24 protein-coding genes are annotated in these 24,286 nt (G+C 58.5%); 22 read left to right on the forward strand and 2 right to left on the reverse strand.

What is annotated here, in order from left to right; all coding sequences use genetic code 11:
• Positions 1 to 158 precede the first annotated feature (158 nt).
• The 9 genes from dprA to PSJ8397_RS12560 all read left to right on the forward strand — a co-directional run bounded on the left by dprA (position 159) and on the right by PSJ8397_RS12560 (position 10,393).
• A complete protein-coding gene (gene dprA, locus PSJ8397_RS12520) occupies positions 159 to 1,322 on the forward strand; it encodes a DNA-processing protein DprA (protein WP_085864962.1) in 1,164 nt (387 codons plus the stop codon).
• Between the two features lie 125 nt (positions 1,323 to 1,447).
• Positions 1,448 to 4,066: a type I DNA topoisomerase gene (topA, locus tag PSJ8397_RS12525; RefSeq protein ID WP_085864963.1), complete on the forward strand. Its 2,619-nt coding sequence runs from the start codon at positions 1,448 to 1,450 to the stop codon at positions 4,064 to 4,066.
• 74 nt (positions 4,067 to 4,140) lie between these two features.
• Positions 4,141 to 5,502, forward strand: coding sequence for a TrkH family potassium uptake protein (locus PSJ8397_RS12530; protein ID WP_235000737.1), 1,362 nt, complete (start codon positions 4,141 to 4,143; stop codon positions 5,500 to 5,502).
• A gap of 90 nt (positions 5,503 to 5,592) precedes the next feature.
• Positions 5,593 to 6,309 carry a CoA transferase subunit A gene (locus tag PSJ8397_RS12535; RefSeq protein WP_085864964.1) on the forward strand — a complete coding sequence of 239 codons (717 nt, stop codon included), beginning with the start codon at positions 5,593 to 5,595 and terminating at the stop codon, positions 6,307 to 6,309.
• Positions 6,306 to 6,929 carry a CoA transferase subunit B gene (locus tag PSJ8397_RS12540; protein ID WP_085864965.1) on the forward strand — a complete coding sequence of 208 codons (624 nt, stop codon included), beginning with the start codon at positions 6,306 to 6,308 and terminating at the stop codon, positions 6,927 to 6,929. Before PSJ8397_RS12535 ends, PSJ8397_RS12540 begins: the two co-directional genes overlap by 4 nt.
• Positions 6,930 to 6,972: 43 nt before the next feature.
• Positions 6,973 to 7,212, forward strand: coding sequence for a GNAT family N-acetyltransferase (locus tag PSJ8397_RS12545; protein ID WP_235000739.1), 240 nt, complete (start codon positions 6,973 to 6,975; stop codon positions 7,210 to 7,212).
• 152 nt (positions 7,213 to 7,364) lie between these two features.
• On the forward strand, positions 7,365 to 8,369 hold the full coding sequence (locus PSJ8397_RS12550; RefSeq protein ID WP_085864966.1) for a lysylphosphatidylglycerol synthase transmembrane domain-containing protein: 1,005 nt from the start codon (positions 7,365 to 7,367) through the stop codon (positions 8,367 to 8,369).
• Positions 8,366 to 9,652, forward strand: a complete 1,287-nt coding sequence (locus PSJ8397_RS12555) for an FAD-binding oxidoreductase (protein ID WP_085864967.1) — start codon at positions 8,366 to 8,368, stop codon at positions 9,650 to 9,652. The genes PSJ8397_RS12550 and PSJ8397_RS12555 overlap by 4 nt, the downstream gene beginning before the upstream one ends.
• Before the next feature lie 3 nt (positions 9,653 to 9,655).
• Positions 9,656 to 10,393, forward strand: coding sequence for an SDR family NAD(P)-dependent oxidoreductase (locus tag PSJ8397_RS12560; RefSeq protein WP_085864968.1), 738 nt, complete (start codon positions 9,656 to 9,658; stop codon positions 10,391 to 10,393).
• 219 nt (positions 10,394 to 10,612) lie between these two features.
• Here the strand turns inward: PSJ8397_RS12560 and PSJ8397_RS12565 are convergent, their stop codons facing one another.
• Positions 10,613 to 12,037, reverse strand: coding sequence for a UbiA family prenyltransferase (locus PSJ8397_RS12565; RefSeq protein WP_085864969.1), 1,425 nt, complete (start codon positions 12,035 to 12,037; stop codon positions 10,613 to 10,615).
• 11 nt (positions 12,038 to 12,048) lie between these two features.
• Positions 12,049 to 12,900: a lytic transglycosylase domain-containing protein gene (locus PSJ8397_RS12570; protein WP_085865138.1), complete on the reverse strand. Its 852-nt coding sequence runs from the start codon at positions 12,898 to 12,900 to the stop codon at positions 12,049 to 12,051.
• A 353-nt stretch (positions 12,901 to 13,253) separates the two neighbouring features.
• On the opposite strand from PSJ8397_RS12570, the gene PSJ8397_RS12575 reads away from it, so the two are divergent.
• The 13 genes from PSJ8397_RS12575 (at position 13,254) to PSJ8397_RS12635 (ending at position 24,283) form a co-directional block, all read left to right on the forward strand.
• Entirely contained in the window at positions 13,254 to 13,439 is a 186-nt protein-coding gene (locus PSJ8397_RS12575) for a Flp family type IVb pilin (protein WP_085864970.1), read from the forward strand.
• A gap of 26 nt (positions 13,440 to 13,465) precedes the next feature.
• Positions 13,466 to 13,651, forward strand: a complete 186-nt coding sequence (locus PSJ8397_RS12580; protein ID WP_085864970.1) for a Flp family type IVb pilin — start codon at positions 13,466 to 13,468, stop codon at positions 13,649 to 13,651.
• A 178-nt stretch (positions 13,652 to 13,829) separates the two neighbouring features.
• Positions 13,830 to 14,015: a hypothetical protein gene (locus tag PSJ8397_RS12585; protein WP_085864972.1), complete on the forward strand. Its 186-nt coding sequence runs from the start codon at positions 13,830 to 13,832 to the stop codon at positions 14,013 to 14,015.
• Positions 14,016 to 14,154: 139 nt separating this feature from the next.
• The gene (gene cpaB, locus PSJ8397_RS12590) at positions 14,155 to 15,009 is read left to right on the forward strand and encodes a Flp pilus assembly protein CpaB (RefSeq protein WP_085864973.1); all 855 of its coding nucleotides are present in this window, start codon (positions 14,155 to 14,157) and stop codon (positions 15,007 to 15,009) included.
• A 262-nt stretch (positions 15,010 to 15,271) separates the two neighbouring features.
• Complete coding sequence (locus PSJ8397_RS12595) at positions 15,272 to 16,699, forward strand: type II and III secretion system protein family protein (RefSeq protein ID WP_085864974.1); 1,428 nt, start codon at positions 15,272 to 15,274, stop codon at positions 16,697 to 16,699.
• Between the two features lie 16 nt (positions 16,700 to 16,715).
• Positions 16,716 to 17,402 carry an OmpA family protein gene (locus PSJ8397_RS12600; RefSeq protein ID WP_235000741.1) on the forward strand — a complete coding sequence of 229 codons (687 nt, stop codon included), beginning with the start codon at positions 16,716 to 16,718 and terminating at the stop codon, positions 17,400 to 17,402.
• Positions 17,403 to 17,657: 255 nt separating this feature from the next.
• A complete protein-coding gene (locus PSJ8397_RS12605; RefSeq protein ID WP_085864976.1) occupies positions 17,658 to 18,902 on the forward strand; it encodes an AAA family ATPase in 1,245 nt (414 codons plus the stop codon).
• Between the two features lie 12 nt (positions 18,903 to 18,914).
• Entirely contained in the window at positions 18,915 to 20,354 is a 1,440-nt protein-coding gene (locus PSJ8397_RS12610) for a CpaF family protein (RefSeq protein ID WP_085864977.1), read from the forward strand.
• Between the two features lie 12 nt (positions 20,355 to 20,366).
• Positions 20,367 to 21,335, forward strand: a complete 969-nt coding sequence (locus PSJ8397_RS12615) for a type II secretion system F family protein (RefSeq protein ID WP_085864978.1) — start codon at positions 20,367 to 20,369, stop codon at positions 21,333 to 21,335.
• A gap of 5 nt (positions 21,336 to 21,340) precedes the next feature.
• The gene (locus PSJ8397_RS12620; protein WP_085864979.1) at positions 21,341 to 22,321 is read left to right on the forward strand and encodes a type II secretion system F family protein; all 981 of its coding nucleotides are present in this window, start codon (positions 21,341 to 21,343) and stop codon (positions 22,319 to 22,321) included.
• Positions 22,322 to 22,328: 7 nt separating this feature from the next.
• Complete coding sequence (locus PSJ8397_RS12625) at positions 22,329 to 22,886, forward strand: tetratricopeptide repeat protein (RefSeq protein ID WP_085864980.1); 558 nt, start codon at positions 22,329 to 22,331, stop codon at positions 22,884 to 22,886.
• A gap of 27 nt (positions 22,887 to 22,913) precedes the next feature.
• The gene (locus PSJ8397_RS12630; RefSeq protein ID WP_085864981.1) at positions 22,914 to 23,771 is read left to right on the forward strand and encodes a tetratricopeptide repeat protein; all 858 of its coding nucleotides are present in this window, start codon (positions 22,914 to 22,916) and stop codon (positions 23,769 to 23,771) included.
• Between the two features lie 5 nt (positions 23,772 to 23,776).
• Positions 23,777 to 24,283: an A24 family peptidase gene (locus tag PSJ8397_RS12635; RefSeq protein WP_085864982.1), complete on the forward strand. Its 507-nt coding sequence runs from the start codon at positions 23,777 to 23,779 to the stop codon at positions 24,281 to 24,283.
• The last annotated feature ends 3 nt before the right edge of the window (positions 24,284 to 24,286 follow it).

A 24,286-nucleotide genomic window follows, 5' to 3' on the forward strand; every position in this document is an offset into this window, starting at 1 on the left:
CTCCCCCCCCCGAACCTCAAAACAGGGGGGGCCATTTATGGGGAGGGCACGTCACAGTATGTCAAAAAACGTCACAAACCCTTTCTAAACAAGGCGTTTGATAACCTTTCGTTAACCCCTTTTCTCTAATCCTGATTCTGCAGCAGGCGGAGTATAGGATGACATCGAAGAGACCCTCTTCCACTCACCCCCCACTCCCACCCACCACGGAAGATGATCGCGTTGACCACCTCCGCCTGCTGCGCTCACGTCGTGTGGGCCCCGTGACCTACCGCAGACTGCTTGCGGAACATGGCACAGCACAGGCCGCCCTGGCCGCCCTCCCCGATATTGCCAAAGCCGCAGGTGTGCCAAATTACGAAGTCTGCCCCGAAGGCGTCGTACTGGCTGAACTGAAGGCTGGTCACCGCACAAAAGCGCGGTTGCTGTTTCAAGGCGACGCAGATTTTCCACATGCACTGACGGAAGTTGACGATGCCCCTGTCGCGCTGTGGGCCACGGGGCGGGTTGAGTTGCTGAATACGCCCAAGGTCGCGTTGATCGGGGCGCGAAACGCGTCCTCATTGGGGACGCGCATGGCGGCAAAATTGGCGCAAGAGGTGGGAGAGGCCGGATTTACAATCGTATCTGGTCTGGCCCGCGGGATTGACGCCGCGGCCCATCATAAATCCCTGCCCACCGGAACCATTGCAGTGGTCGCGGGCGGTGTTGACGTGCTCTATCCTGCCGAAAACGCCGATCTGGCCCGCGCCATCGCCCAAAAGGGGCTGTGCCTTTCGGATCAACCCATGGGGTTTCAGCCCCGCGCGCGCCACTTCGTCGCCCGCAATCGCATTATATCAGGGCTCTCACAGGCTGTGGTGGTGGTTGAGGCCGCCGCGAAATCAGGCAGCCTTGGCACCGCGCGCACGGCGTTGGACCAGGGCCGCGACGTTTTGGCTGTCCCTGGACATCCCTTTGACGCGCGGGTCGCGGGCTGCAACGCGTTGATCCGTGACGGCGCCGTCCTTGTGCGCGGACCCCAAGATATCCTCGTTCACCTCGGCGCGCAGCCTGATCTCGCGCCCGAATTGCGGCTGACCATGCCTGCGCAGCCGCCAAAAGAACCCGCCCCCGCCCCTGAGCCACGCCGCAGCTTGCGTGAAACTGCGGCCTTGCATAATGATATCCTCACGCGTTTGTCGCCTGCCCCCATGGCCGAAGATCAACTGATCCGCGCCCTTGGGACGTCTGCGCACACCATTGCGCCGGTTCTGATGGACCTTGAACTTGATGGAAAGGTCGTCAGACAGGCGGGCGGAGTTCTGGCCCGCACCATCTGAAGGACCACATTTGAGGGCGTGCCAAAGGGTCGCGCAGGGGTGTCCAAAGAACCTCCATTGACAATCACGTGGCACCCCCCACATCTTGCGCGACTATTGAATTTGCGCGTTTCGGAAGGATTCCCATGCCTGTTGTTGTCGTTGAATCTCCGGCTAAGGCCAAGACAATCAACAAATATCTGGGGTCTGACTACACTGTTCTGGCCTCATACGGGCATGTGCGTGACCTGCCCCCCAAAGACGGATCCGTCGACCCGGATCAGGATTTCGAGATGCTGTGGGAGGTCGCATCCGACAGCAAAAAACACATCAAAGCGATCGCCGACGCCCTGAAAGACGACAACGCATTGATCCTCGCCACCGACCCCGACCGTGAGGGCGAGGCCATCAGCTGGCACCTTGAGGAGGCATTGCGCAAACGCAAATCCATCAAGAAAGACACCCCCGTCAGCCGCGTGGTGTTCAACGCGATCACCAAATCCGCCGTGACCGAGGCTATGAAGAACCCACGCCAAGTGGATCAACCGCTGGTCGATGCCTATCTGGCACGCCGCGCGCTGGATTATCTGGTGGGCTTTAAACTGTCGCCCGTTCTGTGGCGCCGCCTCCCCGGGGCGAAATCTGCGGGCCGCGTGCAATCGGTCACGTTGCGGATCATCGTTGAGCGTGAGATGGAAATCGAGGCGTTCAACAACCGCGAATACTGGTCCGTCAAAGCGCAGCTGCAAACCCCTCGCAATCAGGTGGTTGAGGCACGTTTGACGGTTTTGGCGGGCAAAAAGCTCGACAAATTCGATCTGGAGAACGCAACACAGGCCGAAATGGCACAGCAGGCCGTGCTGTCGCGTGATCTCGTGGTCAAATCGGTTGAGGCGAAACCCGCCACCCGCAACCCCTCTGCCCCCTTCATGACATCCACCCTGCAACAAGAGGCCAGCCGCAAATTCGGCTTTGGCGCGCGGATGACCATGAATGCGGCCCAGCGTCTGTATGAGGCGGGGTTGATTACATACATGCGGACCGACGGCATCGACATGGCCCCCGAGGCCGTGAGTGCCGCCCGCGACGCGATCAAAGACAAATACGGCGCAAACTACGTGCCGGACAAACCGCGCATCTACAAAAACAAAGCCAAGAACGCACAGGAAGCCCACGAATGCGTGCGCCCCACCGATCTAGCCAAATCCACTGAGGACGCGAAAATCGCCGATCCGGATCAGCGCAAACTCTATGATCTGATCTACAAACGCACCATCGCCAGCCAGATGGAGGCCGCGCGTCTGGAACGCACCACCGCCGACATCGGCAGTGCCGACGGTCAGGTGGAATTGCGCGCCACCGGACAGGTGGTGATGTTCGACGGCTTCCTGCGCGTCTATGAAGAAGGCCGCGACGACGAGGTTGTGGATGATGATGACAAGCGTCTGGCCCAGATGAATGAGGGTGAGACGATGGCGAAAGACAGCGTCACGCCTGAGCAACATTTCACCCAGCCGCCCCCCCGTTATACCGAGGCCACGCTGGTCAAACGGATGGAAGAATTGGGCATCGGGCGTCCGTCGACCTATGCGTCTATCGTGACCACCATTCAGGATCGCGAATACGTCCGCAAAGACAAAAACCGCCTGATCCCTGAGGATAAGGGACGGTTGGTTACAGCCTTTCTGACCAATTATTTCCGCAAATATGTGGGCTACGATTACACCGCGTCTCTCGAAGAGGATCTGGACCACGTCTCGGCAGGGAATGCGGATTATAAGAAGGTGTTGGAAAGCTTCTGGCGCGATTTCAAAGTGACCATCGACGAGGCGATGGACAATTCCATCACCGAAGTCCTTGAAAAGATCAACGAAGTCCTCGCCCCGCACATCTTCCCCCCCAATGAGGACGGCACCGATCCGCGTTTGTGCCCCAACTGTGGCGAGGGACGTCTTTCGATGCGCACTGCGCGCTCGGGTGGCGCGTTCATTGGATGTTCGAACTACCCCAACTGCCGCTACACCCGCGCCTTTGGCCCCCCGGGCGAAGATGACGCCGCAGGCATTCCGCCTGAGGGCAAACTGTTGGGCGAGGATCAGGGCGACAAAATCTGGGTGCACAAGGGCCGCTTTGGCCCCTATGTGCAACGTGGCGATGTCACCGAAGACAACAAAAAACCCCCTCGTCAGTCCATTCCCAAAGAATGGGTGCCGGAGGAAGTTGACCTTGAAACAGCGGTGAAACTGCTTGATCTGCCCCGTCTGATCGGCCCCCACCCTGAGGATGGGGTGAATGTCTGGGCCAACATCGGGCGCTATGGCCCCTACCTGAAACACGCCGAAAGCACGTCATTCAAAGGTGGCACAAACGCCAACCTTGAGGGGCTGGACGAGGTGTGGGAGGTCGGCATGAACCGCGCGGTTCAACTGTTGGCCGAAAAGGTCGCCAGCCGTGGCAACAGGGGCAAGGCCGCCGTGCCGGTCCGTGAGCTTGGCGAACACCCCGACGTGGGCGGGCCGGTCAATGTGTTTGACGGCAAATACGGGCCTTACGTGAAGTGGGACAAGATTAACGCGACGATCCCCGACACGATTGAGGTCGCAGACCTGACGCTCAGCCAAGCGGTCACCCTGATTGAAGAACGTGCCGCAAAATCGGGCAAGAAAATTGCCCCGAAGAAAGCCGCGAAAAAGCCTGCGGCGAAGAAGAAAACAGCCGCAAAGAAGCCCGTGGCTAAGAAAAAGACGGCTGTCAAGGAAGACTGATCGCCCGATCCTCGCGGTCGACCTGCAATGCTTGGACAGTCGTGATCAAGCGCCTGATGTGAAAGGCATCCGCCATGACCAAAGACCGGTCGAAATCCTACCAGTCGGTGCGCACGCTTGCGCGTCTCAATATGTTTTTCACGACGACCCATCCGGCAAAGCTGCTTCTGTTTGGCTATCTGTCCTACATCCTGATCGGGTGGGTCCTGCTGAGCCTGCCCGTCTTGCAAGAGGTCAGCGTTGGCGCCTTGGATACGTTGTTCATCGCCACATCGGCGGTGTCCACGACGGGGCTTGTCAGTGTGGACCCCGCCAGCAGTTTCACCTTTGGCGGTGAATTGGTGATCTTGTTTCTGATCCAGCTTGGGGGGCTGGGCTATATGACCATTGGGTCCTTTATGGTCCTGACGATCCAGCACCGGTTGGGCCATGCCCGCAGACGCACCACAAAGGCCGCATTCAACCTGCCCGACGATATCGATCCGCGCAGTTTCATTATGTCGGTCCTCCTGTTCACCTTCTTGGTTGAGGCGGTGGGCGCCACTATCCTGTACTTCATTTTCGCTGCAAACGACGTGGCCAATCCCCTGTGGCCCGCGATTTTTCACGCCATTTCCGCGTTCTGCACCGCAGGGTTCAGCCTGTTTCCCAATTCGCTGGAAGACTACGCAGGCGATCTGCCTTTGAACGTCACCATCTCGGTTCTCAGCCTCTTGGGTGCGATGGGCTTTTTGATCGTCGTCGACAGTTGGCGGACGTTTGTGGGGCGCAAGAAATACCTCGGCTTTACGACCAAGGTGATCGTTCGTATCACAGGGTTCATGCTGGTGGCAGGCACGTTGATCTTTTTTGTGGTCGAGCCCAGCATCGCCGATGTGCCCCCCGCCGAACGCCTGATGCTCGCGTTTTTTCAAACCATGACAGCGGCCACCACCGTGGGCTTCAACACCCATCCCATCGGCTCTCTGGCGCCCGCCATCTTGATGGTGATGTTCTTTTTGATGATGATCGGCGCCTCACCCGCAGGCACAGGCGGCGGGTTGAAGACAACGTCGCTTGCAGCCCTGATTGGGCTGGTCCGGTCCACCCTCAAGGGGCGCGACCAGATCCGGTTTTTCAAACGCCGCGTGCCGCTGGACAAATTGCAAAACGCCGCTGCCGGCCTGACGTTCTATATGGCCCTTCTGGCGGGCTCTATGTTTGTGCTGCTGCTGACCGAAGCGGCAGCGTTTGAGGTGCTGATGTTTGAGGCCATTTCAGCCATGGGCACCGTCGGCCTGTCCATGGGGATCACCGGCGATCTTAGCGATCTGGGCAAGCTGGTGATCATCGTCCTGATGACCGCGGGCCGCGTCGGTATCCTCACCTTCGGGATCGCTCTGGCCACAGCCGACGAAAGCCGCGCAGAAGAAGAAGACAACAGCCTCGTCCTGTAGCAACGTCCGTTTCGCGCCGCATTGCAGCATTTCCATTGACACGAGCGACGCCCCCTCCCATCAATAGCGGCGACACGATATGGGGGTCTTATGCAGAAAATCTATCCTGACGCCGCCGCAGCCCTGGACGGGCTTTTGCACGACGGCATGTTCATCGCGGCCGGAGGCTTTGGCCTGTGCGGCATTCCGGAATTGCTGTTGGCGGCGATCAAGGACGCGGGCACCAAAGACCTGACCTTCGCGTCCAACAACGCGGGCGTCGATGATTTCGGCATCGGCATCCTGTTGCAAACCCGTCAGGTCAAAAAGATGATCTCCTCCTACGTGGGCGAAAACGCCGAATTCATGCGCCAGTATCTTTCGGGGGAGCTTGAGCTGGAATTCAACCCCCAAGGCACATTAGCCGAACGGATGCGGTCCGGCGGCTGCGGCATTCCGGGGTTCTACACCAAGACCGGCGTGGGCACTGTGATTGCCGACGGGAAGGACCACAAAGACTTCCCCACAGGCCAAAACGGCGCCATGGAAACCTACATCATGGAAGAAGGCATCTTTGCCGATCTCAGCATCGTCAAGGCGTGGAAGGCCGATGAAACCGGCAACCTCGTGTTCCGCAAAACCGCTCGCAACTTCAACCCTCCGGCGGCCATGTGTGGCAAGACCTGCGTGGTTGAGGTTGAGGAAATCGTGCCAACCGGATCGCTGGACCCTGACGCTATCCACCTTCCTGGAATTTACGTGCACCGGATCATCCAAGGCACACACGAAAAGCGTATCGAACAACGGACCGTGCGGGAGAAAGCATAATGTGGGATCGCAATCAGATGGCCGCCCGTGCGGCACAAGAACTCGAAGACGGTTGGTATGTGAACCTCGGCATCGGCATCCCAACGCTTGTGGCCAACTATGTGGGCGACAAAGACATCACGCTTCAGTCTGAAAACGGGATGCTTGGCATGGGGCCTTTCCCGTATGAGGGTGACGAGGACCCGGACCTGATCAACGCAGGCAAGCAGACCATCACCGAAATGGACCGCACGGCCTATTTCGACAGCGCCACCTCCTTCGGCATGATCCGCGGCGGAAAGATCGCGGCGGCGATCCTCGGCGCCATGGAAGTGGCCGAAAACGGCGATCTGGCCAACTGGATGATCCCCGGCAAACTGGTCAAAGGTATGGGCGGCGCCATGGATCTGGTCGCAGGCGTCGGCCGCGTCATCGTGGTCATGGACCACACGAACAAACACGGTGACAGCAAACTGCTGAAGGCCTGCACCCTGCCGCTGACCGGCAAAGGCGTCGTGGATCGTATCATCACGAACCTTGGGGTGCTGGACGTGGTCGAAGGCGGCCTCAAAATCGTTGAAACAGCCGACGGCGTCACCGAAGACGAATTGCGCGCTGCCACCGAAGCCACGCTTGTCTAATCCAAAGATCACCGAACAGCAAAGCGGCTCGAAAGGCCGCTTTGTGATCGCCACGCCCGAGGGCGAGGCAGAGATGACCTATTCCATTCTGTCACCCACCTCTCGCATTGTGGATCATACGGCGGTGCCCAAAGCCCTCGAAGGCCAAGGCCTTGCGTACCTGCTGATGCAACACCTCATCGCGGACGCTCGCAATAAGGGCTACAAGATCGTCCCCCTGTGCCCTTACGTAAACGCCCAGCGCGCCAAACACCCCGACTGGGCGGATCTGTTTTTGATCTAGGGCCAGGCCCCGCTTCTTTGGGTCAAAAATACCTAAATCCTCCCGTCTGCCCAAAACACCAGGCCTCCCCGAAAGCACCGCTCTTTCGTTTCCAAATCTAAAACAAAGTCATACTATCGCCCTATTCTGTCGCTAATCGCGAAGGAATGAGCATGAGCAGCACAAACACAGGCCCGTCAATGGCGCCAACATCGACCGACAGCACCAAACGTCGCTGGCGCGACATCGCTTTGTTAGGGGCCCTCTTCGCCTTTGTGATTGCGGGGCTGGCCGGATTGGCCGCCGCGACGGGGTGGGAAGAAACCAAAGCCCAACTGATGAAACTGACATGGCAGCAAATTTCGCTGCTGCTTGCGCTTAGCCTGGTGAATTATCTTTTCCGCGGGGCGCGGTGGCATCTTTTTGCCCGTCGTTTGGGCCTGCCCACGACGCTGGGGCAGGACTTGCGCCACTTCCTGGGCGGTTTTGCCATGTCCGTCACCCCCGGACGTGTCGGCGAATTGATCCGTATGCGATGGTTGAAACGGGAAACCGGTTGGGCCGTGGAACGCACCGCTCCGCTGGTGCTGATGGATCGCGCCTCGGACCTCGCGGTCATGGCCCTCATTCTGGCGGGCGGTATCGCGCTGTCTGCGGGTGGCATAGCAATGGCTATGCCGGTCGCGGTACTGGCGCTTTTGGCGGCCTTCGTGGCGACCCGCCCCAGCCTTTTGGCGGCGTGTGTGACATGGACCTACAGGCTCATCGGCCGGCTGCCGCGTCTGATGGGCCGCGCCCGCATGGCAGCACGCTCCCTGACAGTCTTTACCAACGCGCCTGTGCTGATCGCCGCCCTCTTCCTTGGCCTGATCGGCTGGATTGCCGAGGGCTATGCCTTTCATATTCTGATGGTGTGGATGGGCGCCGACATTGGGCTGGCCAAAGCGGTCGCAATTTTCACATTCTCCACCCTTGCAGGGGGTCTTACCGGTGCACCGGGCGGCGTGGGTGGGGCGGAGGCTGCGATGGTGGCCCTCCTGTCTCTCGAAGGTGTCCCGCTTGAGGTGTCGATCCCTGCCACCGCCGTGATCCGCCTGACAACACTCTGGTTCGCAATCGGAATCGGTCTGCTGATCTTCCCCCTCGCCGAAGCCAAATCACAAGCCGCCGCCGCATGACCCGCAACACATCCTATTCCGGCTGGGGCCGTGCCCTGCGCGCAACGGGTGACATCACACGCCCCGACGATGTGCGCCGCGTGGCCGCGACGGCCCCTGCCATCGGCAACCGCCGATCTTACGGGGACGCGCCGTTGAACGACGGCGGAGCAGCGACGGATATGACGCGGATCGACCGCATTCTTTCGTTCGATCGTGAGGTTGGCGTGATCACCGTTGAGGCCGGCATGCGGTTGGGGGAACTGGCCCGCATCCTTGCGCCCCAAGGCTGGCTGCCCGCCGTTCTTCCTGGCACCGGCTTTGCCACCGTCGGTGGGGCAATCGCCATGGATGTGCATGGCAAAAACCACCACCATGCCGGCAGCTTTTGTCAGCATGTGATGGCTCTTCAGCTGTTACAAGGCGACAAGACCCGCAAAATCACGCCCAAAACAGGCGCCCTTTGGAAAGCGACCTGTGGCGGCCTTGGCCAAACCGGTGTGATCACGCAGGCAACGTTGCAACTGACCCCGGCCAAGGGCGACCTGATGCTGGTGACCGAACAGCGGGCCACGGACTGGGATCATCACATCGCTTTGCTGGATGCTTCAACCGCGCCCTATACCGTCGGCTGGATCGATGCGACGGCCACAGGCCCATCTCTGGGCCGCGGCATCGTCGAAGAAGGCGAAACCTGCCGCGGCTTGCGGCCTGCCCCGCGGGCGGCAAAGACAATCCCCCTCGATGCCCCCCATTGGGCGCTGTCCGGTCCCATCGTCAAAGCCTTCAACGCGGCCTATTACAGACGTGTGCCCCGATCCGGCCGCACCGTGGTTCGCCCCCTTCAGGATTTCTTTTTCCCGCTGGACAAGATCCACGATTGGAACCGGCTTTATGGCAAGCGCGGATTTCACCAGTTTCAATGTGTGGTGCCTCTGGGTCAGGCCGCAGCCCTGCGGCATATGCTGGCCACCATCGCCCGATCGGGCTTGGCCTCCCCTCTTGCGGTCCTCAAACGCATGGGTCCGGGCCGGGCAGGCCATATGTCTTTCCCGATGGAAGGCTATACGCTGGCCATCGATTTCCCGAACCGCCCCCAAGCCCGCCGTCTGATTGAGCGGTTGGAGGACGCGACCGTTGACGCAGGGGGGCGCCTTTATCTGGCCAAAGACGCCCTATCCACGGGCGGCGCGATCAAGGCCATGTACCCCGATCACCCCAAATGGGCCGCCGCTGCGGCCAAAGCAGACCCCGAAGGTCTGTTGAAAACCGATATGATACGTCGCCTAGACCTAAGGACCTGACATATGACCGAAACCTGGATTGTACTGGGCGCAAGCTCAACCATCGCCAAAGCGTTCATCCGCTCTGTGGCCGAACAAGGCGCACACGTGATCCTCGCCGGCAGGCGGATGGATGATCTGGACGCCACAGCCGCCGATGCAACAGCGCGCGGCGCCGAAGGGGCCACGCCCGTGATGTTCGACGCCCGCGACCCTGCGACGTTTGACGGCATCCTTGATGTGGCAACCAGCCGCCCCGGAACCCTCAACTGCGCGGTTTTCGTAGGATCCATGCCCCCGCAGGACGCGATCGATGCGGATCCTTCCATCCTCGATGGTGTGATCGCCGACAGCCTGACCGGCCCGGCGCGGGTCCTGCAAATGCTCGCCCCCCATCTTCAAACCCGCGGCACCGGCGCCATTGTCGGCGTGGGATCCGTTGCGGGCGATCGTGGCCGCGTGGGCAATTACGTCTACGGGGCCGCCAAGGCGGGCTTTGCCACATACCTCAGCGGGTTGCGCAATGCGCTGGGGCGGCATGGTGTGCATGTGCTGACGGTAAAACCTGGCCCGGTGGAGACGGCAATGACCGAAGGTCTCGGGCCGCAGCCCTTTATGACCACCGCCGACGCCGTTGTGGCAGACATCCACAAAGCCCTGCAAAAGAAGCGCAACACGCTTTATACCAAATGGATCTGGTGGCCAGTCATGACCGTGATCAAGCTGATCCCCGAGCCGATCTTCAAAAAGATGTCGATCTGACTTTGACGTCACACCACGTCTCGCGGATTTACGCCCTATTAAGGGAAACGCGCTACGGTGAAAGAACGGTACAGGCGGGGACGCCGATGGCCGCAAACGAAGACAGCACCGCTGTTACGGGCCCGATGTTCGCCATGCACGGACATCGGGCTTTGTTGTCTTTGTTTCAAAAATATCCCCGCCGGAGGCGCACGTCGCAGCACGCGTTCCCGCTGGCGTTTATCCAAACACCCGCCCGAACCATTCCGACCACAGGCCTGCGCCGTAAAACATCAGGGACAACGTGATCAACAAGTAGCCCAAGCCGCGCATGTCGCTGAGGGCAAAGACGATCGGGTCGTAATCCATCCGCCCCATATATCCCAACCTCACCATCCGGTAGAGCCATGCCGCAATCGGCACGAGGGCCAACCACAGCAACCATTGATCCGGATAAAGCCCCAGCGCCTGATCGGAATAAGAATACAAAAAGAAGATCACCAATGCGCCGACCATCCCGATGGCAGACATATTCAGCAAATCGCCCATATCGCGCCGCGCATACCCACGTCCAGGCAAGGGATTGTCGTCCTTGGCCAGCGCCAATTCCGTCATGCGCTTTACACAGCCCAGCGTGATGAAAATCGGGAAAATGAAGATCAACATAAAGACCGACGCATCCACCCCGCTGGCGGCCGCACCGGCCACAACACGCAAGGTGTAAAGAGAGGCGAGAACAGCGATGTCGATCCAACGCAGCCGTTTCAGACGCATCGAATAAGCCAGCGACAGCGCCATATAGAACGCGACCACGCCGAACATCTGCCAAGACAACAGCGCGCCCACGCCCAAAGCGATCACGCCCAGCGCCGCACAGGTCAACATCCCGACAGGGATCGGAACGGTGCCCGCGGCAAAGGGGCGTTTGCATTTCTTGGCGTGCAGCCTGTCTGCTTCGATATCCAGCAGATCGTTCACGATATAAATGCAAGACGCTGCAGCGGAAAAGCTGACGATGCCCAAACACACCGCCAAGAACGTTTCAAAGAAGAACGCGTGCGCGGCAATCATGGGCAAAAACAACAGCACGTTTTTGACCCATTGGTGGGGGCGCATGGATTTCAACACAGCACGGGGGGACCAGCCCCCCTTGATCTGCGTCACGGACGGCAGGCCCTTGGCCCCGCCCCCCGCCGATCCGACCACAATGGCATGATCTGCACGATCCCAGATCTTGCGATCACTCTTGTCGTTGCCCGCGTAATCGAACCCACCCTCACCATAGGCCGCGACAAGCGCATCAGCTTTGGCTTGGCCTTTCAGGTTCACCCCATTCTGGGACGCAAACACCCGTTCAATTCCGTAGTGGTCGGCCAAGGGCTGCACGTATGAAACGTCAGATGCACTGGCCAGCGCCACTTCGCGCCCTGCTTCACGCGCCTCAAGTGCCAGGGATGCAATTTCTTCGTGCACCGGCAGCAGATCAACGCGCAATGGCGCGATGCGGGCAATTTCCGCCTTCAACGCGGCGCGATCCCCTGCAAGCGGTATGGTTTTCAACGTCGCTGCGGGATCTGTGCCCAGCCCCTTCCAGAACCCTTCGAGCAACATATCGGTACGCAACAAAGTCCCGTCCGCGTCCAAAACAAGCGGTTTCATCGTCATCGATTTCGATCCTATTCAGAAGAAACTGTGAAGACGCAGCCGTCTGTCACCAGTTCGGGCGGTGTCATACACAGGCCGCGTGCGACCTCCCATGCGGCCAGTACCTTGGGCACGTAGGCGCGGGTTTCCGCAAAGGGCGGGACGCCGTTGTTATTGCGCACAGCCCCTTCGCCCGCATTATATCCGGCCAGCGCATAGATGACCTTGTTGTCGAATTCGTCCAGCAACCAATCAAGGTAGGCCGTCCCGCCCTTGATGTTTTCGCGCACATCAAAGGCATTCTGAACGCCAAACCGCGCGGCCGTGGGCGGCATCAATTGCATCAGCCCCTGGGCGCCTGCGCCACTCACTGCGTCTGATCGCCCGGCACTCTCGACAGAAATAACGGCCAAAACCAACGCCGGCGAAACATCAGTGCCAATCGTGGCGGTCAAAATATCGATGCCGTAGCGGTTCGCCAATTCCGTCATGCCCTGAAGACGTGGGGCGGGCACGCCCTGCCCTTGCGGCGCGGTCGTCAGTGCTGCCACCGCGGCCTCAAGTGAAAAGCTGTCCGCATCATCAAGCGACGGGGAAATCGCCTCCCAATACCACTCGACCCCCGAAGGCGCGGGGGCCAGACCTGCAATCGCGGGCGATCCAGGTGCGGGTGCAGGTGTTCCACCCGATCCGGCAACCGGGGGCGCAGACGGGGCAGATGGCGCCTGCGGGGCAACCTGTACCGTGATGCGATTGGTGGCACCTGATTGAGGCACCCCGATGCGTCTGAAGGTGAAATCACCCTGAAGTCGGTGACTCTCTGCCAGTGCCGGCGCTGTCCCCGTAAGGGCGACCAACGCGGCCATTATAATACTACGCCGCATTTTCGCGGTCTCCGCCTGCTTCTTGTTTTGGCAAAGGTAGCTTAGTTGCGCTTCGTCGATCCACAATTTCGTAAACAATTTCTCTCTGCGGCGTGGACTAGACACGTTTTTGCAACGATTCATTTACCTAAAATGCGAAACTTACGATTTAAATCCTTTGCAATCAGTGAGTTACAATAAAAATCAGTAAAAAGTTAATCGGATGCAAAATTGCACGAATGGTGTCCAATTGCTGCCCCATTCCACCGTCAAACAATGCTCATCCAAGACGGAAAACGCACCAACAAGAGGCCGGTGCACACAGTGATCCGCCTAGATACTGAAACTGAGAGATACCCTGAGGAGGGAAACCAATGCTTAACTTCATCAAAAACTTCCGCAACGACGAAGACGGTGCCGTGACTGTTGACTGGGTCGTTCTGACTGCAGCCATCGTGGGTCTGGGCATCGCCGTTCTGTCTTCCGTGTCCGGCGGTACGACTGCTCTGGGCGACAAGATCAGCTCCCAGCTGTCCCAGCAGACCATCGCAACTTACTAAGACACATAAGACTTCGGAGAATTATCATGCTTAACTTCATCAAAAACTTCCGCAACGACGAAGACGGTGCCGTGACTGTTGACTGGGTCGTTCTGACTGCAGCCATCGTGGGCCTGGGCATCGCCGTTCTGTCTTCCGTGTCCGGCGGTACGACTGCTCTGGGCGACAAGATCAGCTCCCAGCTGTCCCAGCAGACCATCGCAACTTACTAAGCGGAACGCTTAAGTTGACATAAGGGGTCGCACTTCGGTGCGGCCCCTTTTGTATTTTGATCAATGGCGCGACGGGGGCGCATGTCTTCGCAAAATAAGCATGGCGTCGTCATGATTGGGCCGCATTTTCCCGGCATGCCTAAATGACCACCAGTGATTTGAAGGACGCATTTTCGATATGAAACACATTATCCAAAAGTTCCGCTGGGACGACGACGGTGCAGTCACAGTTGACTGGGTTGTTTTGACGGCTGCAATTGTCGGTCTTGCCATCGCCCTGATCGCCATTATTGGCGCAGGCGCCACCAATAAATCGACAAGCGTTGGTGCATTCTTAAGCGCCCAGGACGTTGTAACATACTGACGTTTTGCCCCAAAACGGGGCGATCCATCGGCACATCAATTTCATGGATGCGGCACAATGGTGCCGCATTTCCATTGTACCTGATGCGTAAGCAGAGTTGGCCGCAAAGTCTTGGCCATGTAATCAAAGGAATAAGACAATGCGAGCAGTATTTGGACTTGTCTTGATCGTGGGAATGGGGCTTGCGGGCTTCGCCATTTACATGGTTCAGGGGTATTTCCAGCAACAAAATGCAGCGCTGGCCGCGCAGCAGGCCGCAATTGCGGAAGCCGTGCCAACCGTCGATGTCATTGCTGTGAACCGTGTCGTCGAACACGGCGAACAAATCACGACTGACGATATTGTCGTGATCAAATACGCCGAGCCCTTTCTGCCCGAAGGCATCTTTCGCACACAGGAAGAGGTCTTCCCCGAGGGTCCGGAAGAATTGCGCGTGGCCTTGCGTCAGATGGAACCCAATGAACCCCTTCTGGCTGTCAAAGTGACCGCCCCGGGGGAAGTCGCGGGGATCACTGCCCTTTTGGAGCGTGGCATGCGTGCCTTCGCCATTAAGGTCGACGTGTCCTCAGGCGTCTCCGGGTTTCTATCACCGGGCGACCGTGTCGATGTTTACTGGACAGGCCGCGCCGCTGGCCTTGGTGGCGACAACACCGACATTACCAAGCTGATTGAAGCGAACGTTCAATTGGTTGCGGTTGACCAGACCTCTGAAAGTGGGCGCACTGGTGCCACGATCGCGCGGACGGTCACCGTACAGGTTACTCCAGATCAGGTCGCTGCGCTCGCTCAGGCCCAGGCGACCGGTCGTTTGTCTTTGTCCTTGGTCGGACGTGAGGACGACACGGTCGCTGGCGCGATCGAGGTCAATCAGGCGTCGCTTTTGGGCATCACTCCACAGGCCCCCGCCCCTCAGGTTGAGCGTGAGCAGATCTGTACGATCCGGACACGTCGTGGCGCTGAAGTGGTCGAAATTCCGATCCCCTGCACCAACTGATAGACGGATTTGTGTAGCTTGGCAGCCGCTCACATTTTGCCAAACTTGTCCAAAATCAATCTCAACCACTGACGCCCTCACCCTTCCAGGTGGGGGCGTTTGGATGTTCGCAGTCGGCCGTTCGTGTCATCATGTTGCCAGTTATCCACATAAACGAACGGGTCCAATACATTGATTCTTGCAAAAAATGTCGATTTCGCGCAGGCTGGTCAAAATGACGGGGAAAACCTCGCATCGGGCGTGACATTAGAGGCAGGTCACAATGACACAAAATAGATTTCTCAAGGCAGCCCTGATGGGTCTTGCCTTTACAATGACAAGCGTACCGTCCCAGCTTCCGGCTGAGACGTTGCAAGTCATGCGTGGCGCACCCTCCAGTGCGCTGAACGTCCCAATGAACCGTGCGGTCGTGGTTGAAAGCGATGTACCCTTTACGGAATTGTCCATCGCCAATCCGACGATTGCAGATATTTCGTCGCTGTCTGACCGGACAATTTATGTTCTTGGCAAAGAACCAGGCCGGACGACGCTGACCCTTCTGGGCGGCGATGGTCGACTGATCACCAACGTCGAAGTCCACGTGACCCCTGATATCGCGGAATTTAAGGAACGGCTGGAACAAATCCTGCCAGGTGAACACATCGAAGTGCGCACAGCCAACGATGGCATCGTCCTGTCCGGTACGGTTTCGTCGATTGCGCGTCTTGATCGCGCGCTGGAACTGGCAAATCGCTACGCACCGGATCGGGTCTCCAATCTCATGACGGTCGGCGGCACGCAGCAGGTTATGTTGCGGGTTCGTTTTGCGGAAATGCAGCGGTCGGTGTCCAAATCCCTCAGCTCCTCTTTGTCTTTGGGCGGTGATGCGTTGGGCGGCGATCTCGGCCTTGCTCTCGGAACGGGAACAACTGTCGGTGACGGCGCGCGCAACGGAGCGCTTGGCGGCGCGCTGCCCGGTGGCAACGACAACGCAGGCGCATTTTTGTTCGGGTTCAATGCGGGCAGTGTCGAAGTCGGCATTCTTCTTGAAGCCCTGGAAAATCGTGGCGTCGTCCGAACCTTGGCTGAGCCCAACCTGACAGCACTGTCGGGGCAAGAGGCCAGCTTCCTTGCAGGTGGGGAATACCCCGTCCCTGTTTCGCAGGAAGAAGGGGCGATTTCGGTCGAATACAAACCGTTCGGCATCGAATTGGACTTTATTCCCCGCGTGGTGGATGGCGATGTCATTAACCTTGAACTCAACGCGTCGGTGTCATCTCTCGATCCGGCCAATGGCTTTAGCCAAAACGGTTTTTCGATCGATGCGTTCAAAACACGCGCCACATCAACCACGGTTGAAATGCGTGACGGTGAAAGCTTTGCGATTGCGGGCCTTCTGTCTGATGACTTTGTGGACCTGAGCGGCCAAGTGCCATGGGCGGGTGACATCCCGGTGCTGGGTGCGTTGTTCCGCTCTGCCGAATACAGCCGCCAACAGACCGAACTGGTCATCATTGTCACGCCGCATCTTGTCACCCCGACACGGGGGGAAGCCTTGGCCCTGCCAACGGACCGCGTTCGCCCGCCGTCTGAACGTGATCTCTTCCTCTTTGGTCGTGTCGCAGCAGGCGAGGCCCCGCAACAAGGCGGTGCCGGCGAAGTGGCCCGCCAAGATTTCAGCGGGTCCTACGGCTATGTTTTGGATGACTAAAATGGGAATTCAGGCAATGAAACCGATGGCAATTTTGTCCGCAGCAGTGCTGGCCCTTGCGGGATGCAATCAGATCGCTGGCGGCACCCAATGGCAGGATTTCAACACCCGCGAAGCCGGATCTGAAATCGACAGCGGCTTTTTCGGAAATGCCACGGCCAACAACACCTCTGTGCAAACGGGGGCCAGCAGCTTTGCCGTGAACCTCAACCGCCGGTTCTCCTCTGAGGTGAATACGATGGTGACGTTCCCGTTCAACTCGACCGCGCTGGACGAAACCGCCCGCGCGACATTGCGTCAGCAGGCCGCATGGATCCGCCAGTTCCCAGAAGTCCGCTTCAAGGTCTACGGCCACACCGATCTTGTGGGGTCAACCGCGTACAATCGGCGCCTTGGCCTGCGCCGCGCGGAAGCCGTGGTCTTGTACCTGTCGACCCAAGGCATCAGCCGCAACCGGCTTGAGGCGGTGGTGTCCTTTGGCGAAACACAGCCCCTTATCGTCACCGAAGGGCGGGAGCGTCGCAACCGCCGGACCGTGACCGAAGTGTCGGGATTCGTTGAAAACCACCCCACGGTTCTGAACGGACGCTACGCCGATGTGATCTTCCGCGAATACGTCGCAAGTGCGACATCGAGCCCGGGTCTTGGCGGCGGCGGTGGCGGTGGAGGCGGCGACGCAGCACCCGCCGTGGGCGGCCAATAACCCAATAAAATAAGAAAATTCGGGCCCTCAGGGGCCCGTTTTTGTGTGGGCACCTGTCCAGTCCAGCCTGGAAACAACCGCAAGCTCAGCGGATGATCGTGTCCAATAACCGCACAAATGGGCAAATCTGGCCCCAATCTTGCCCCCTTTGGCCGTCACAACCTCTCTCAACAAGCCCCCAATCCGTCTTTTGACAAGGGGGCGAAGCAGCCAAAGGCACGGCCCCGTGCCGTAGATTGAGTAGAGGTATAAGCCATGAGTGGGTCGGCAATGTTGCAACCTGAACCGCAGCCCATCACCGCATGCACGGTGAGCCGCGATGTCCAGAACTTTGATCTGTTGATCGAAGATATGGAAACCTGCCTTGGCGAAAGCTGGGGGGATTTGGGTTTTGACGACGCTCTGCCCTATCTGGACCAGCCCGAGGCTGCTGATCTTGAGTTTTTGGCCATTGCGCTGGACGAAGAGGACGAGGCAGACCTTTCGATCATCTCTGAGATTGTGCGCGCGGCCAAAGCCCGCGATATCCGCGTCCTGTTGATCGCCGAAGAGGTCTCGCCTGCGTCGTTGCACGGCTTGCTGCGCGACGGTGGCGATGAATTTGTGCCCTATCCACTGCCCGAAGGCGAATTGGCCCAGGCCATTGATCGCGTGTTGACCCCTGCCCCGCAGGCCCCCATCGCGCCGGAAATGGAAACGAAGCTGAAGGCCACGGGCGACCGCAATGGCGTCCTGATCCCCGTCCAGGGGATGGCCGGTGGCACGGGTGCCACAACGTTGGCTGTGAACCTTGCATGGGAATTGGCCAACATTGATGGTGAAAATGCGCCGCGCGTCTGCATTCTGGATCTGGATTTCCAATTCGGCAGCGTCTCGACCTATCTTGATTTGCCGCGCCGCGAAGCTGTCTTTGAAATGTTGCAAGACACCGAGGCCATGGACAGCGAAAGCTTCATGCGGTCGCTTTTGACCTTTGAACAAAAGCTACAGGTTTTGACCGCGCCGACCGATCTGATCCCAATGGATCTGGTGTCGCCTGACGACATCGAACGGATCGTTGAAATGGCCCGCACCAATTTTGACTATGTGATCATCGACATGCCCAAGACCATGGTGGAATGGTCCGAAACCGTGTTGAATGCGGCCCACGTGTATTTTGCCACGCTTGAGCTGGATATGCGGTCTGCCCAAAACACGTTGCGGATCAAACGGGCGTTGCAGTCTGAACAGTTGCCGTTCGAAAAGCTGCGTTTCATTCTGAACCGCGCCCCGAAATTCACCGATCTGAACGGCAAAAGCCGCATCAAGCGTCTGGCCGAAAGCCTTGGAATTTCGATCGAAGTTCAACTGCCTGATGGCGGCAAGCCTATTCCACAGAATGCGGATCACGGCGTGCCATTGGCCGAGGCCATCCCGAAAAACCCGCTGCGCAAAGAAATCGCAAAGCTGGCCAAGTCCGTGCACGAGGTCAACGTGGCCGACGTCGCAGCAACCGCATAAAAGGTGGGATCCATGTTTTCGAAGTACAAAAAGACAGCCGCACCCGCAGCCAAACCGGAAAATGCGGACAACGTCACGCAAATGCCTGCCGCAGCCGCAGCTGAGGCGCCGCGCAAATCCATGATGAAGCCGGCGCCGGTGAAAGCGGCCCCAACCACAGGCGACAAAGAGAAAAAGCGAAAGGAACGTCTGGGCGAAATCAAGCTGGAGTTGCACAAGTCGCTTCTGGACAACCTGAACCTCGCCGCACTTGAGACTGCAACGGAACAGGATCTGAAAGCAGAGATCAGCGCGATTGCGCAAGAATCCTTGGATGAGATGGGCGTCGTCCTAAACCGTGAGGAACGCCAAACCCTCAACCAGGAGCTTTATTTTGAGGTGAAGGGCCTAGGCCCGCTTGAAACACTTCTGCAGGACGAAAACGTCAACGATATTTTGGTGAACGGCCCACAGCAGATCTTTGTGGAACGCGCCGGTAAGCTGGAATTGACCGATGTGACGTTCAAAGACGAACGCCACCTGCTGCGGATCATCGACAAGATCGTGTCCGCCGTGGGCCGCCGTGTCGATGAATCCAACCCTTACGTTGACGCCCGCTTGGCCGATGGCTCACGTTTCAACGCCATGGTTCCGCCCGTGGCCGTTGACGGATCCCTTGTCTCCATTCGTAAGTTCAAAAAGGACAAGCTGGGGATTGATGATCTGGTGAAATTTGGTGCGTTCACCGAGGAAATGGCCGCCTATCTACAGGCCGCTGTCTCCACCCGTCTGAATGTCATTGTGTCCGGTGGTACGGGTTCGGGTAAAACGACCACGCTGAACGCACTGTCGTCGTTTATCGACAACTCCGAACGCATCCTGACGATTGAGGATACGGCAGAACTTCAGCTGCAACAGACCCACGTAGGCCGGATGGAAAGCCGCCCGCCCAACGTCGAAGGTAAGGGCGAAGTCAGCCCGCGTGACTGTCTGAAAAACGCGCTGCGGATGCGCCCAGACCGGATCATCGTGGGGGAAACCCGGGGTGAGGAAGTCATCGACATGTTGCAGGCCATGAACACCGGCCACGACGGGTCCATGACGACGATCCACGCCAACTCCGCCCGTGATGGGGTCTCGCGTCTGGAAAACATGATCGCCATGGCGGGGATTGAGATGCCGCTGAAGGCCGTGCGATCCCAGATTTCGTCGGCTGTGAACCTGATTGTGCAGGCCTCGCGTTTGCAGGATGGCTCGCGTCGGATGACATCGATCACCGAAATCACCGGTATGGAAGGTGACGTGATCTCGATGCAGGAGGTTTTCCGCTATCAGCGCGTGGGCCTGACCCCTGACAACAAAATCATCGGCCACTTCACGGCAACCGGCGTGCGGAGCCATTTTTCCGAACGCTTCAAGCTGTGGGGCTACGATTTGCCGCCCGCCATCTTTGAACCCGTCGCCGCCCAGTAAGGACCAAACAAAATGACCCTTTCGGCAGAACCCATCATTTATGGTCTGATCTTTGTGGCCTGTATCGTGCTGGTCAATGGCATCTATTTGGTCGCCTTTGGCAAATCGATCAATTTCAACAACAAGGTGAACCGTCGCCTTGAGATGTTGGAAAAGGGCGGCAACCGTGAACAGGTGCTGGAACAACTCCGCAAGGAGATGACCCAGCACATGAAATCGCAAAGCATCCCGCTGTATTCCCTGCTGGCGCAACGGGCGCAAAAGGCCAATATCGCCTTCTCACCCGCGCAATTGATGATGATCATGGGCGTCCTGACGGGCGTTGCTTTCGTGATGTTGACGGTCGGCACCGCAACCTCTGTCCCGATCCGTGCAGGCGTCGCGGTCGTGATGGGCGTGGGCGGCGTTTTCTTCTGGGTCAACAGCAAGGCCAAGAAACGCACCGCAATGATCGAAGAACAGCTGCCCGATGCAGTGGAACTGATGGTGCGGTCCTTGCGTGTCGGCCACCCGTTCTCCTCCGCTGTGGCGATTGTCGCCAAAGAGGTGCCGGACCCGCTGGGCACCGAAATGGGCGTCATCTCGGATGAGGCCGCCTATGGCCGCGACATGGGCGAAACCCTCAAACACATGGCGGAACGGATGGACATGCAAGACATGCGGTTCCTGGCCGTGGCCGTGACCATTCAGCAGACCGCCGGTGGTAACCTTGCAGAAATCCTCGATGGTCTGTCCAAGGTGATCCGCGCGCGGTTCAAACTCTTCCGCCGCGTCAAGGCCATCACGGCTGAGGCAAAATGGTCGGGCATGTTCCTGTCCGTCTTCCCGCTGGGCGCGCTGGTGATGATCAACCTCATCCAGCCCAATTACTATGACGACGTGAAAGAAACCGCAGCCTTCATTCCGGCCTGTCTGGTCGTTGCAGGCTTTCTTGTGGCGAACGTGATCGTCATGCGCCGTCTTGTGAACATTAAGGTGTAACGCTCATGGCTTTTCTCGATACCATAAACCAAAAGCTGATTGATCTGCTGGGCCCTTTTGGCCCGTTGATCGCCGTGGGCATGTTGGGCGTTTTGCTGATCCTGCTGGTTCTGCCGGTGATGCTGCAAAAACGCGAAGATCCACTGGATAAGCTTAAGGCGTCCAGCCATGCGGGCCTTGGATCCGATCACCCCGAACGTCTGCGGGCCTCCCAAGGGACGGACAAGCTGGACAAATATTCCAGCTTTCTGGAACCGCAGGATGTGGAAGAATACACCGCGATTCGGCTTAAACTGATTCAGGCGGGCTATCGGACGAAATCCGCGGTGAAGATGTACCACTTTGCCCAGTTTTCCTTGGGGATCGTGCTGCTGCTGTTGGGCGTGGCCTATGCCGTCTACGCCTCCCAAACGGGGGAGCCTTCGACCAAAGCGACAGTGATGTCGATCCTTGGGCCTGGCCTCGCTGGATATTACCTGCCGCGCTATTGGGTCAACAAACGCCTTGGCGAACGGCAGGAAGAGATGATCAACGGTTTTCCTGACAGCTTGGACATGATGCTGGTCTGTGTTGAGGCCGGCCAATCCCTCGACCAGTCCATCATCCGGGTCGCCCATGAACTCAAAGCAGGCTTTCCTGCCTTGGCTGAAGAATACGAAATGGTCAGCAACGAAATGAAGGCCGGTAAGGACAAAACGCAAGTGCTGCGCGATATGTCTGAACGGTGCGGCGTGCCGGACATCGCATCCTTCGTGACCGTGCTGATCCAGTCTCAACAGTTCGGGACATCCATCGCCGAAGCCTTGCGGGTCTTCTCAGCGGAAATGCGGGACAAGCGGGTGATGCGCGCCGAGGAAAAAGCCAACACCTTGCCGACAAAAATGACACTCGCCACGATGATGTTGACGGTTCCGCCGCTTCTGATCATCTTGATCGGGCCGTCTGTGTATAACATCTATGAGACGTTACAGGCCGCCAACTTCTAGGCATTGCATGAACAGACTTGTGGGATTTTTGTTGGGGTTCAGCGCCCTCGCCGGATGCGGCGAGGGCGCTTTCGCGCCAAGTGGGGACCGCGTCTTCGCACCCACCGTGGCGGGCGCCTCAGATATTGACGGGTTGTTGGTCGGGCACCGATTGATGGCCGCAGGCGAATACGATCTGGCCTTGCGGGCGTACCTGCGGGCGGCAGGCCAACAAGGGTTGAACGTAGATACGTTGTCCGCGCTGGGGTCCGCCAACCTCAAACTGGGGCGTCTGAACCAAGCCGAAGAGCTGTTGCGCCGCGCCGTCGATGAAGACCCCGACTTTGCCGCGGCTTGGAACAATCTTGGCGTCATCCTGATGGAACGGGGCAAAACCGCCGAAGCCGCCCAAGTATTCCGTCGCGCGTTTGCAACGGATAACGGGAATTCGGACGAAATCAGGGACAACCTGCGCTTGGCACTCGCAAAATTGGAAAATCCCGCTAATACTGTGAGCCAAGAGAACGAACCGTTCCAATTGGTGCGGCGCGGCACGGGTGATTTTGTGCTGCTGTCGACACTGTAAGAGGCAGAGCAGTAAAGGACGCACAAAATGCGCCACCCTATTCTTCTTTCCGCAGCCCTTTTGGGCGCTGTCACGCTGTCCGCATGCAGCCAATCGGGCGACGCTCAGGTCGAACGCGCGCTGCAAGACGTGAACGTGGTGGATGAAACCAACCTCAACGACGTGATGCTGACGGTCGCTGACCCGAATGAGGCTGTGAATTATTTCCTGCGCGCATCGACAAACGACCCGGGCCGCATTGATTTGATGCGCGGTCTGGCCAAATCACTGATCCGTGCCCGCCGCGCAGGTGAGGCCGCGACCGCATGGCAGGCTGTTGTGGACCACCCCGAGGCCACCGCCGACGATCAGGTTGATCTGGCCGATGCCCTGATCCGCACGAACGATTGGGACGCCGCCGAGACGGCCCTTGATGCAATCCCCCCCACCCATGAGACGTTTAAACGTTACCGGCTTGAGGCGATGGTCGCTGACAGCAACGAAGAATGGTCCAACGCCGACAGCTTTTATGAAACGGCCGTGGGTCTCACGACCTCACCCGCAGGTGTGTTGAACAACTGGGGCTTTTCCAAACTGACCCGCGGTGATTATTCCGCCGCCGAACGTTTGTTTACGGATGCCCTGCGCAATGACCGCGACCTGTTCACCGCAAAGAACAACCTTGTTCTGGCCCGCGGCGCACAGCGCAATTACGACCTGCCCGTCATCCCGATGACCCAGATCGAACGTGCCCAACTGTTGCACACGCTGGCCCTGACGGCGATCAAACAGAACGATCTGACCATCGGGCGCGGCCTTCTGCGCGAAGCCATCGACACCCATCCCCAGCACTTTGAGGCTGCGGTGCGGTCCCTGCGCGCCCTTGAAGACAACGTGACGAACTAGGACGCATGTTTCAGCTTCCGCCCGTTGACGTCACGGTTGCGCAATCCATTGCGTTTCTGATCTTTGTGGCGCCCTTGTGCATCTATGTCGCCTGGAACGATCTGCGCGCCATGAAAATCCCCACATGGTCGACGGATGCGCTGGCCATCATTTTCGTCGTGGTCGGGATCTTTGTGATGCCTTTTTCGGATTATTTGTGGCGCTATGCCCATTTCTTTGTTGTTCTTTTGTTGGCCATCATCGCGAATATGATCGGAATGATGGGGGCCGGAGATAGCAAATTTCTGGCCTCAGCAGCCCCTTTTGTGGCCCTTGGTGACGTCACACTTGTCCTTTATCTACTTGGCGCGGGCATGGTCGCGGGCTTGGTGGTTCACCGCATCGCCAAGGCGATCCCCCCCATTCGCAACTTGGTCCCCCATTGGGAAAGCTGGGGCGAAAAGCGGCGGTTTCCGATGGGATTTCCCATGGCCGCCGTCCTGATCGTCTATCTGGCGCGCCCGCTGTTCTGATCG

Origin of the sequence: Pseudooctadecabacter jejudonensis (genome assembly GCF_900172275.1) — a bacterium.
In the GTDB taxonomy this organism is placed as follows: Bacteria; Pseudomonadota; Alphaproteobacteria; order Rhodobacterales; family Rhodobacteraceae; genus Octadecabacter; species Octadecabacter jejudonensis.

Excerpts from the sequence above, each read along its gene's own strand:
- dprA (WP_085864962.1), top strand. The coding sequence starts at position 159 with ATGACATCGAAGAGACCCTCTTCCACTCACCCCCCACTCCCACCCACC.
- topA (WP_085864963.1), top strand. The coding sequence starts at position 1,448 with ATGCCTGTTGTTGTCGTTGAATCTCCGGCTAAGGCCAAGACAATCAAC.
- PSJ8397_RS12530 (WP_235000737.1), top strand. The coding sequence starts at position 4,141 with ATGACCAAAGACCGGTCGAAATCCTACCAGTCGGTGCGCACGCTTGCG.
- PSJ8397_RS12535 (WP_085864964.1), top strand. The coding sequence starts at position 5,593 with ATGCAGAAAATCTATCCTGACGCCGCCGCAGCCCTGGACGGGCTTTTG.
- PSJ8397_RS12550 (WP_085864966.1), top strand. The coding sequence starts at position 7,365 with ATGAGCAGCACAAACACAGGCCCGTCAATGGCGCCAACATCGACCGAC.
- PSJ8397_RS12555 (WP_085864967.1), top strand. The coding sequence starts at position 8,366 with ATGACCCGCAACACATCCTATTCCGGCTGGGGCCGTGCCCTGCGCGCA.
- PSJ8397_RS12560 (WP_085864968.1), top strand. The coding sequence starts at position 9,656 with ATGACCGAAACCTGGATTGTACTGGGCGCAAGCTCAACCATCGCCAAA.
- PSJ8397_RS12565 (WP_085864969.1), bottom strand. The coding sequence starts at position 12,037 with ATGACGATGAAACCGCTTGTTTTGGACGCGGACGGGACTTTGTTGCGT.
- PSJ8397_RS12570 (WP_085865138.1), bottom strand. The coding sequence starts at position 12,900 with ATGCGGCGTAGTATTATAATGGCCGCGTTGGTCGCCCTTACGGGGACA.
- PSJ8397_RS12575 (WP_085864970.1), top strand. The coding sequence starts at position 13,254 with ATGCTTAACTTCATCAAAAACTTCCGCAACGACGAAGACGGTGCCGTG.
- PSJ8397_RS12580 (WP_085864970.1), top strand. The coding sequence starts at position 13,466 with ATGCTTAACTTCATCAAAAACTTCCGCAACGACGAAGACGGTGCCGTG.
- PSJ8397_RS12585 (WP_085864972.1), top strand. The coding sequence starts at position 13,830 with ATGAAACACATTATCCAAAAGTTCCGCTGGGACGACGACGGTGCAGTC.
- cpaB (WP_085864973.1), top strand. The coding sequence starts at position 14,155 with ATGCGAGCAGTATTTGGACTTGTCTTGATCGTGGGAATGGGGCTTGCG.
- PSJ8397_RS12595 (WP_085864974.1), top strand. The coding sequence starts at position 15,272 with ATGACACAAAATAGATTTCTCAAGGCAGCCCTGATGGGTCTTGCCTTT.
- PSJ8397_RS12600 (WP_235000741.1), top strand. The coding sequence starts at position 16,716 with ATGAAACCGATGGCAATTTTGTCCGCAGCAGTGCTGGCCCTTGCGGGA.
- PSJ8397_RS12605 (WP_085864976.1), top strand. The coding sequence starts at position 17,658 with ATGAGTGGGTCGGCAATGTTGCAACCTGAACCGCAGCCCATCACCGCA.
- PSJ8397_RS12610 (WP_085864977.1), top strand. The coding sequence starts at position 18,915 with ATGTTTTCGAAGTACAAAAAGACAGCCGCACCCGCAGCCAAACCGGAA.
- PSJ8397_RS12615 (WP_085864978.1), top strand. The coding sequence starts at position 20,367 with ATGACCCTTTCGGCAGAACCCATCATTTATGGTCTGATCTTTGTGGCC.
- PSJ8397_RS12620 (WP_085864979.1), top strand. The coding sequence starts at position 21,341 with ATGGCTTTTCTCGATACCATAAACCAAAAGCTGATTGATCTGCTGGGC.
- PSJ8397_RS12625 (WP_085864980.1), top strand. The coding sequence starts at position 22,329 with ATGAACAGACTTGTGGGATTTTTGTTGGGGTTCAGCGCCCTCGCCGGA.
- PSJ8397_RS12630 (WP_085864981.1), top strand. The coding sequence starts at position 22,914 with ATGCGCCACCCTATTCTTCTTTCCGCAGCCCTTTTGGGCGCTGTCACG.
- PSJ8397_RS12635 (WP_085864982.1), top strand. The coding sequence starts at position 23,777 with ATGTTTCAGCTTCCGCCCGTTGACGTCACGGTTGCGCAATCCATTGCG.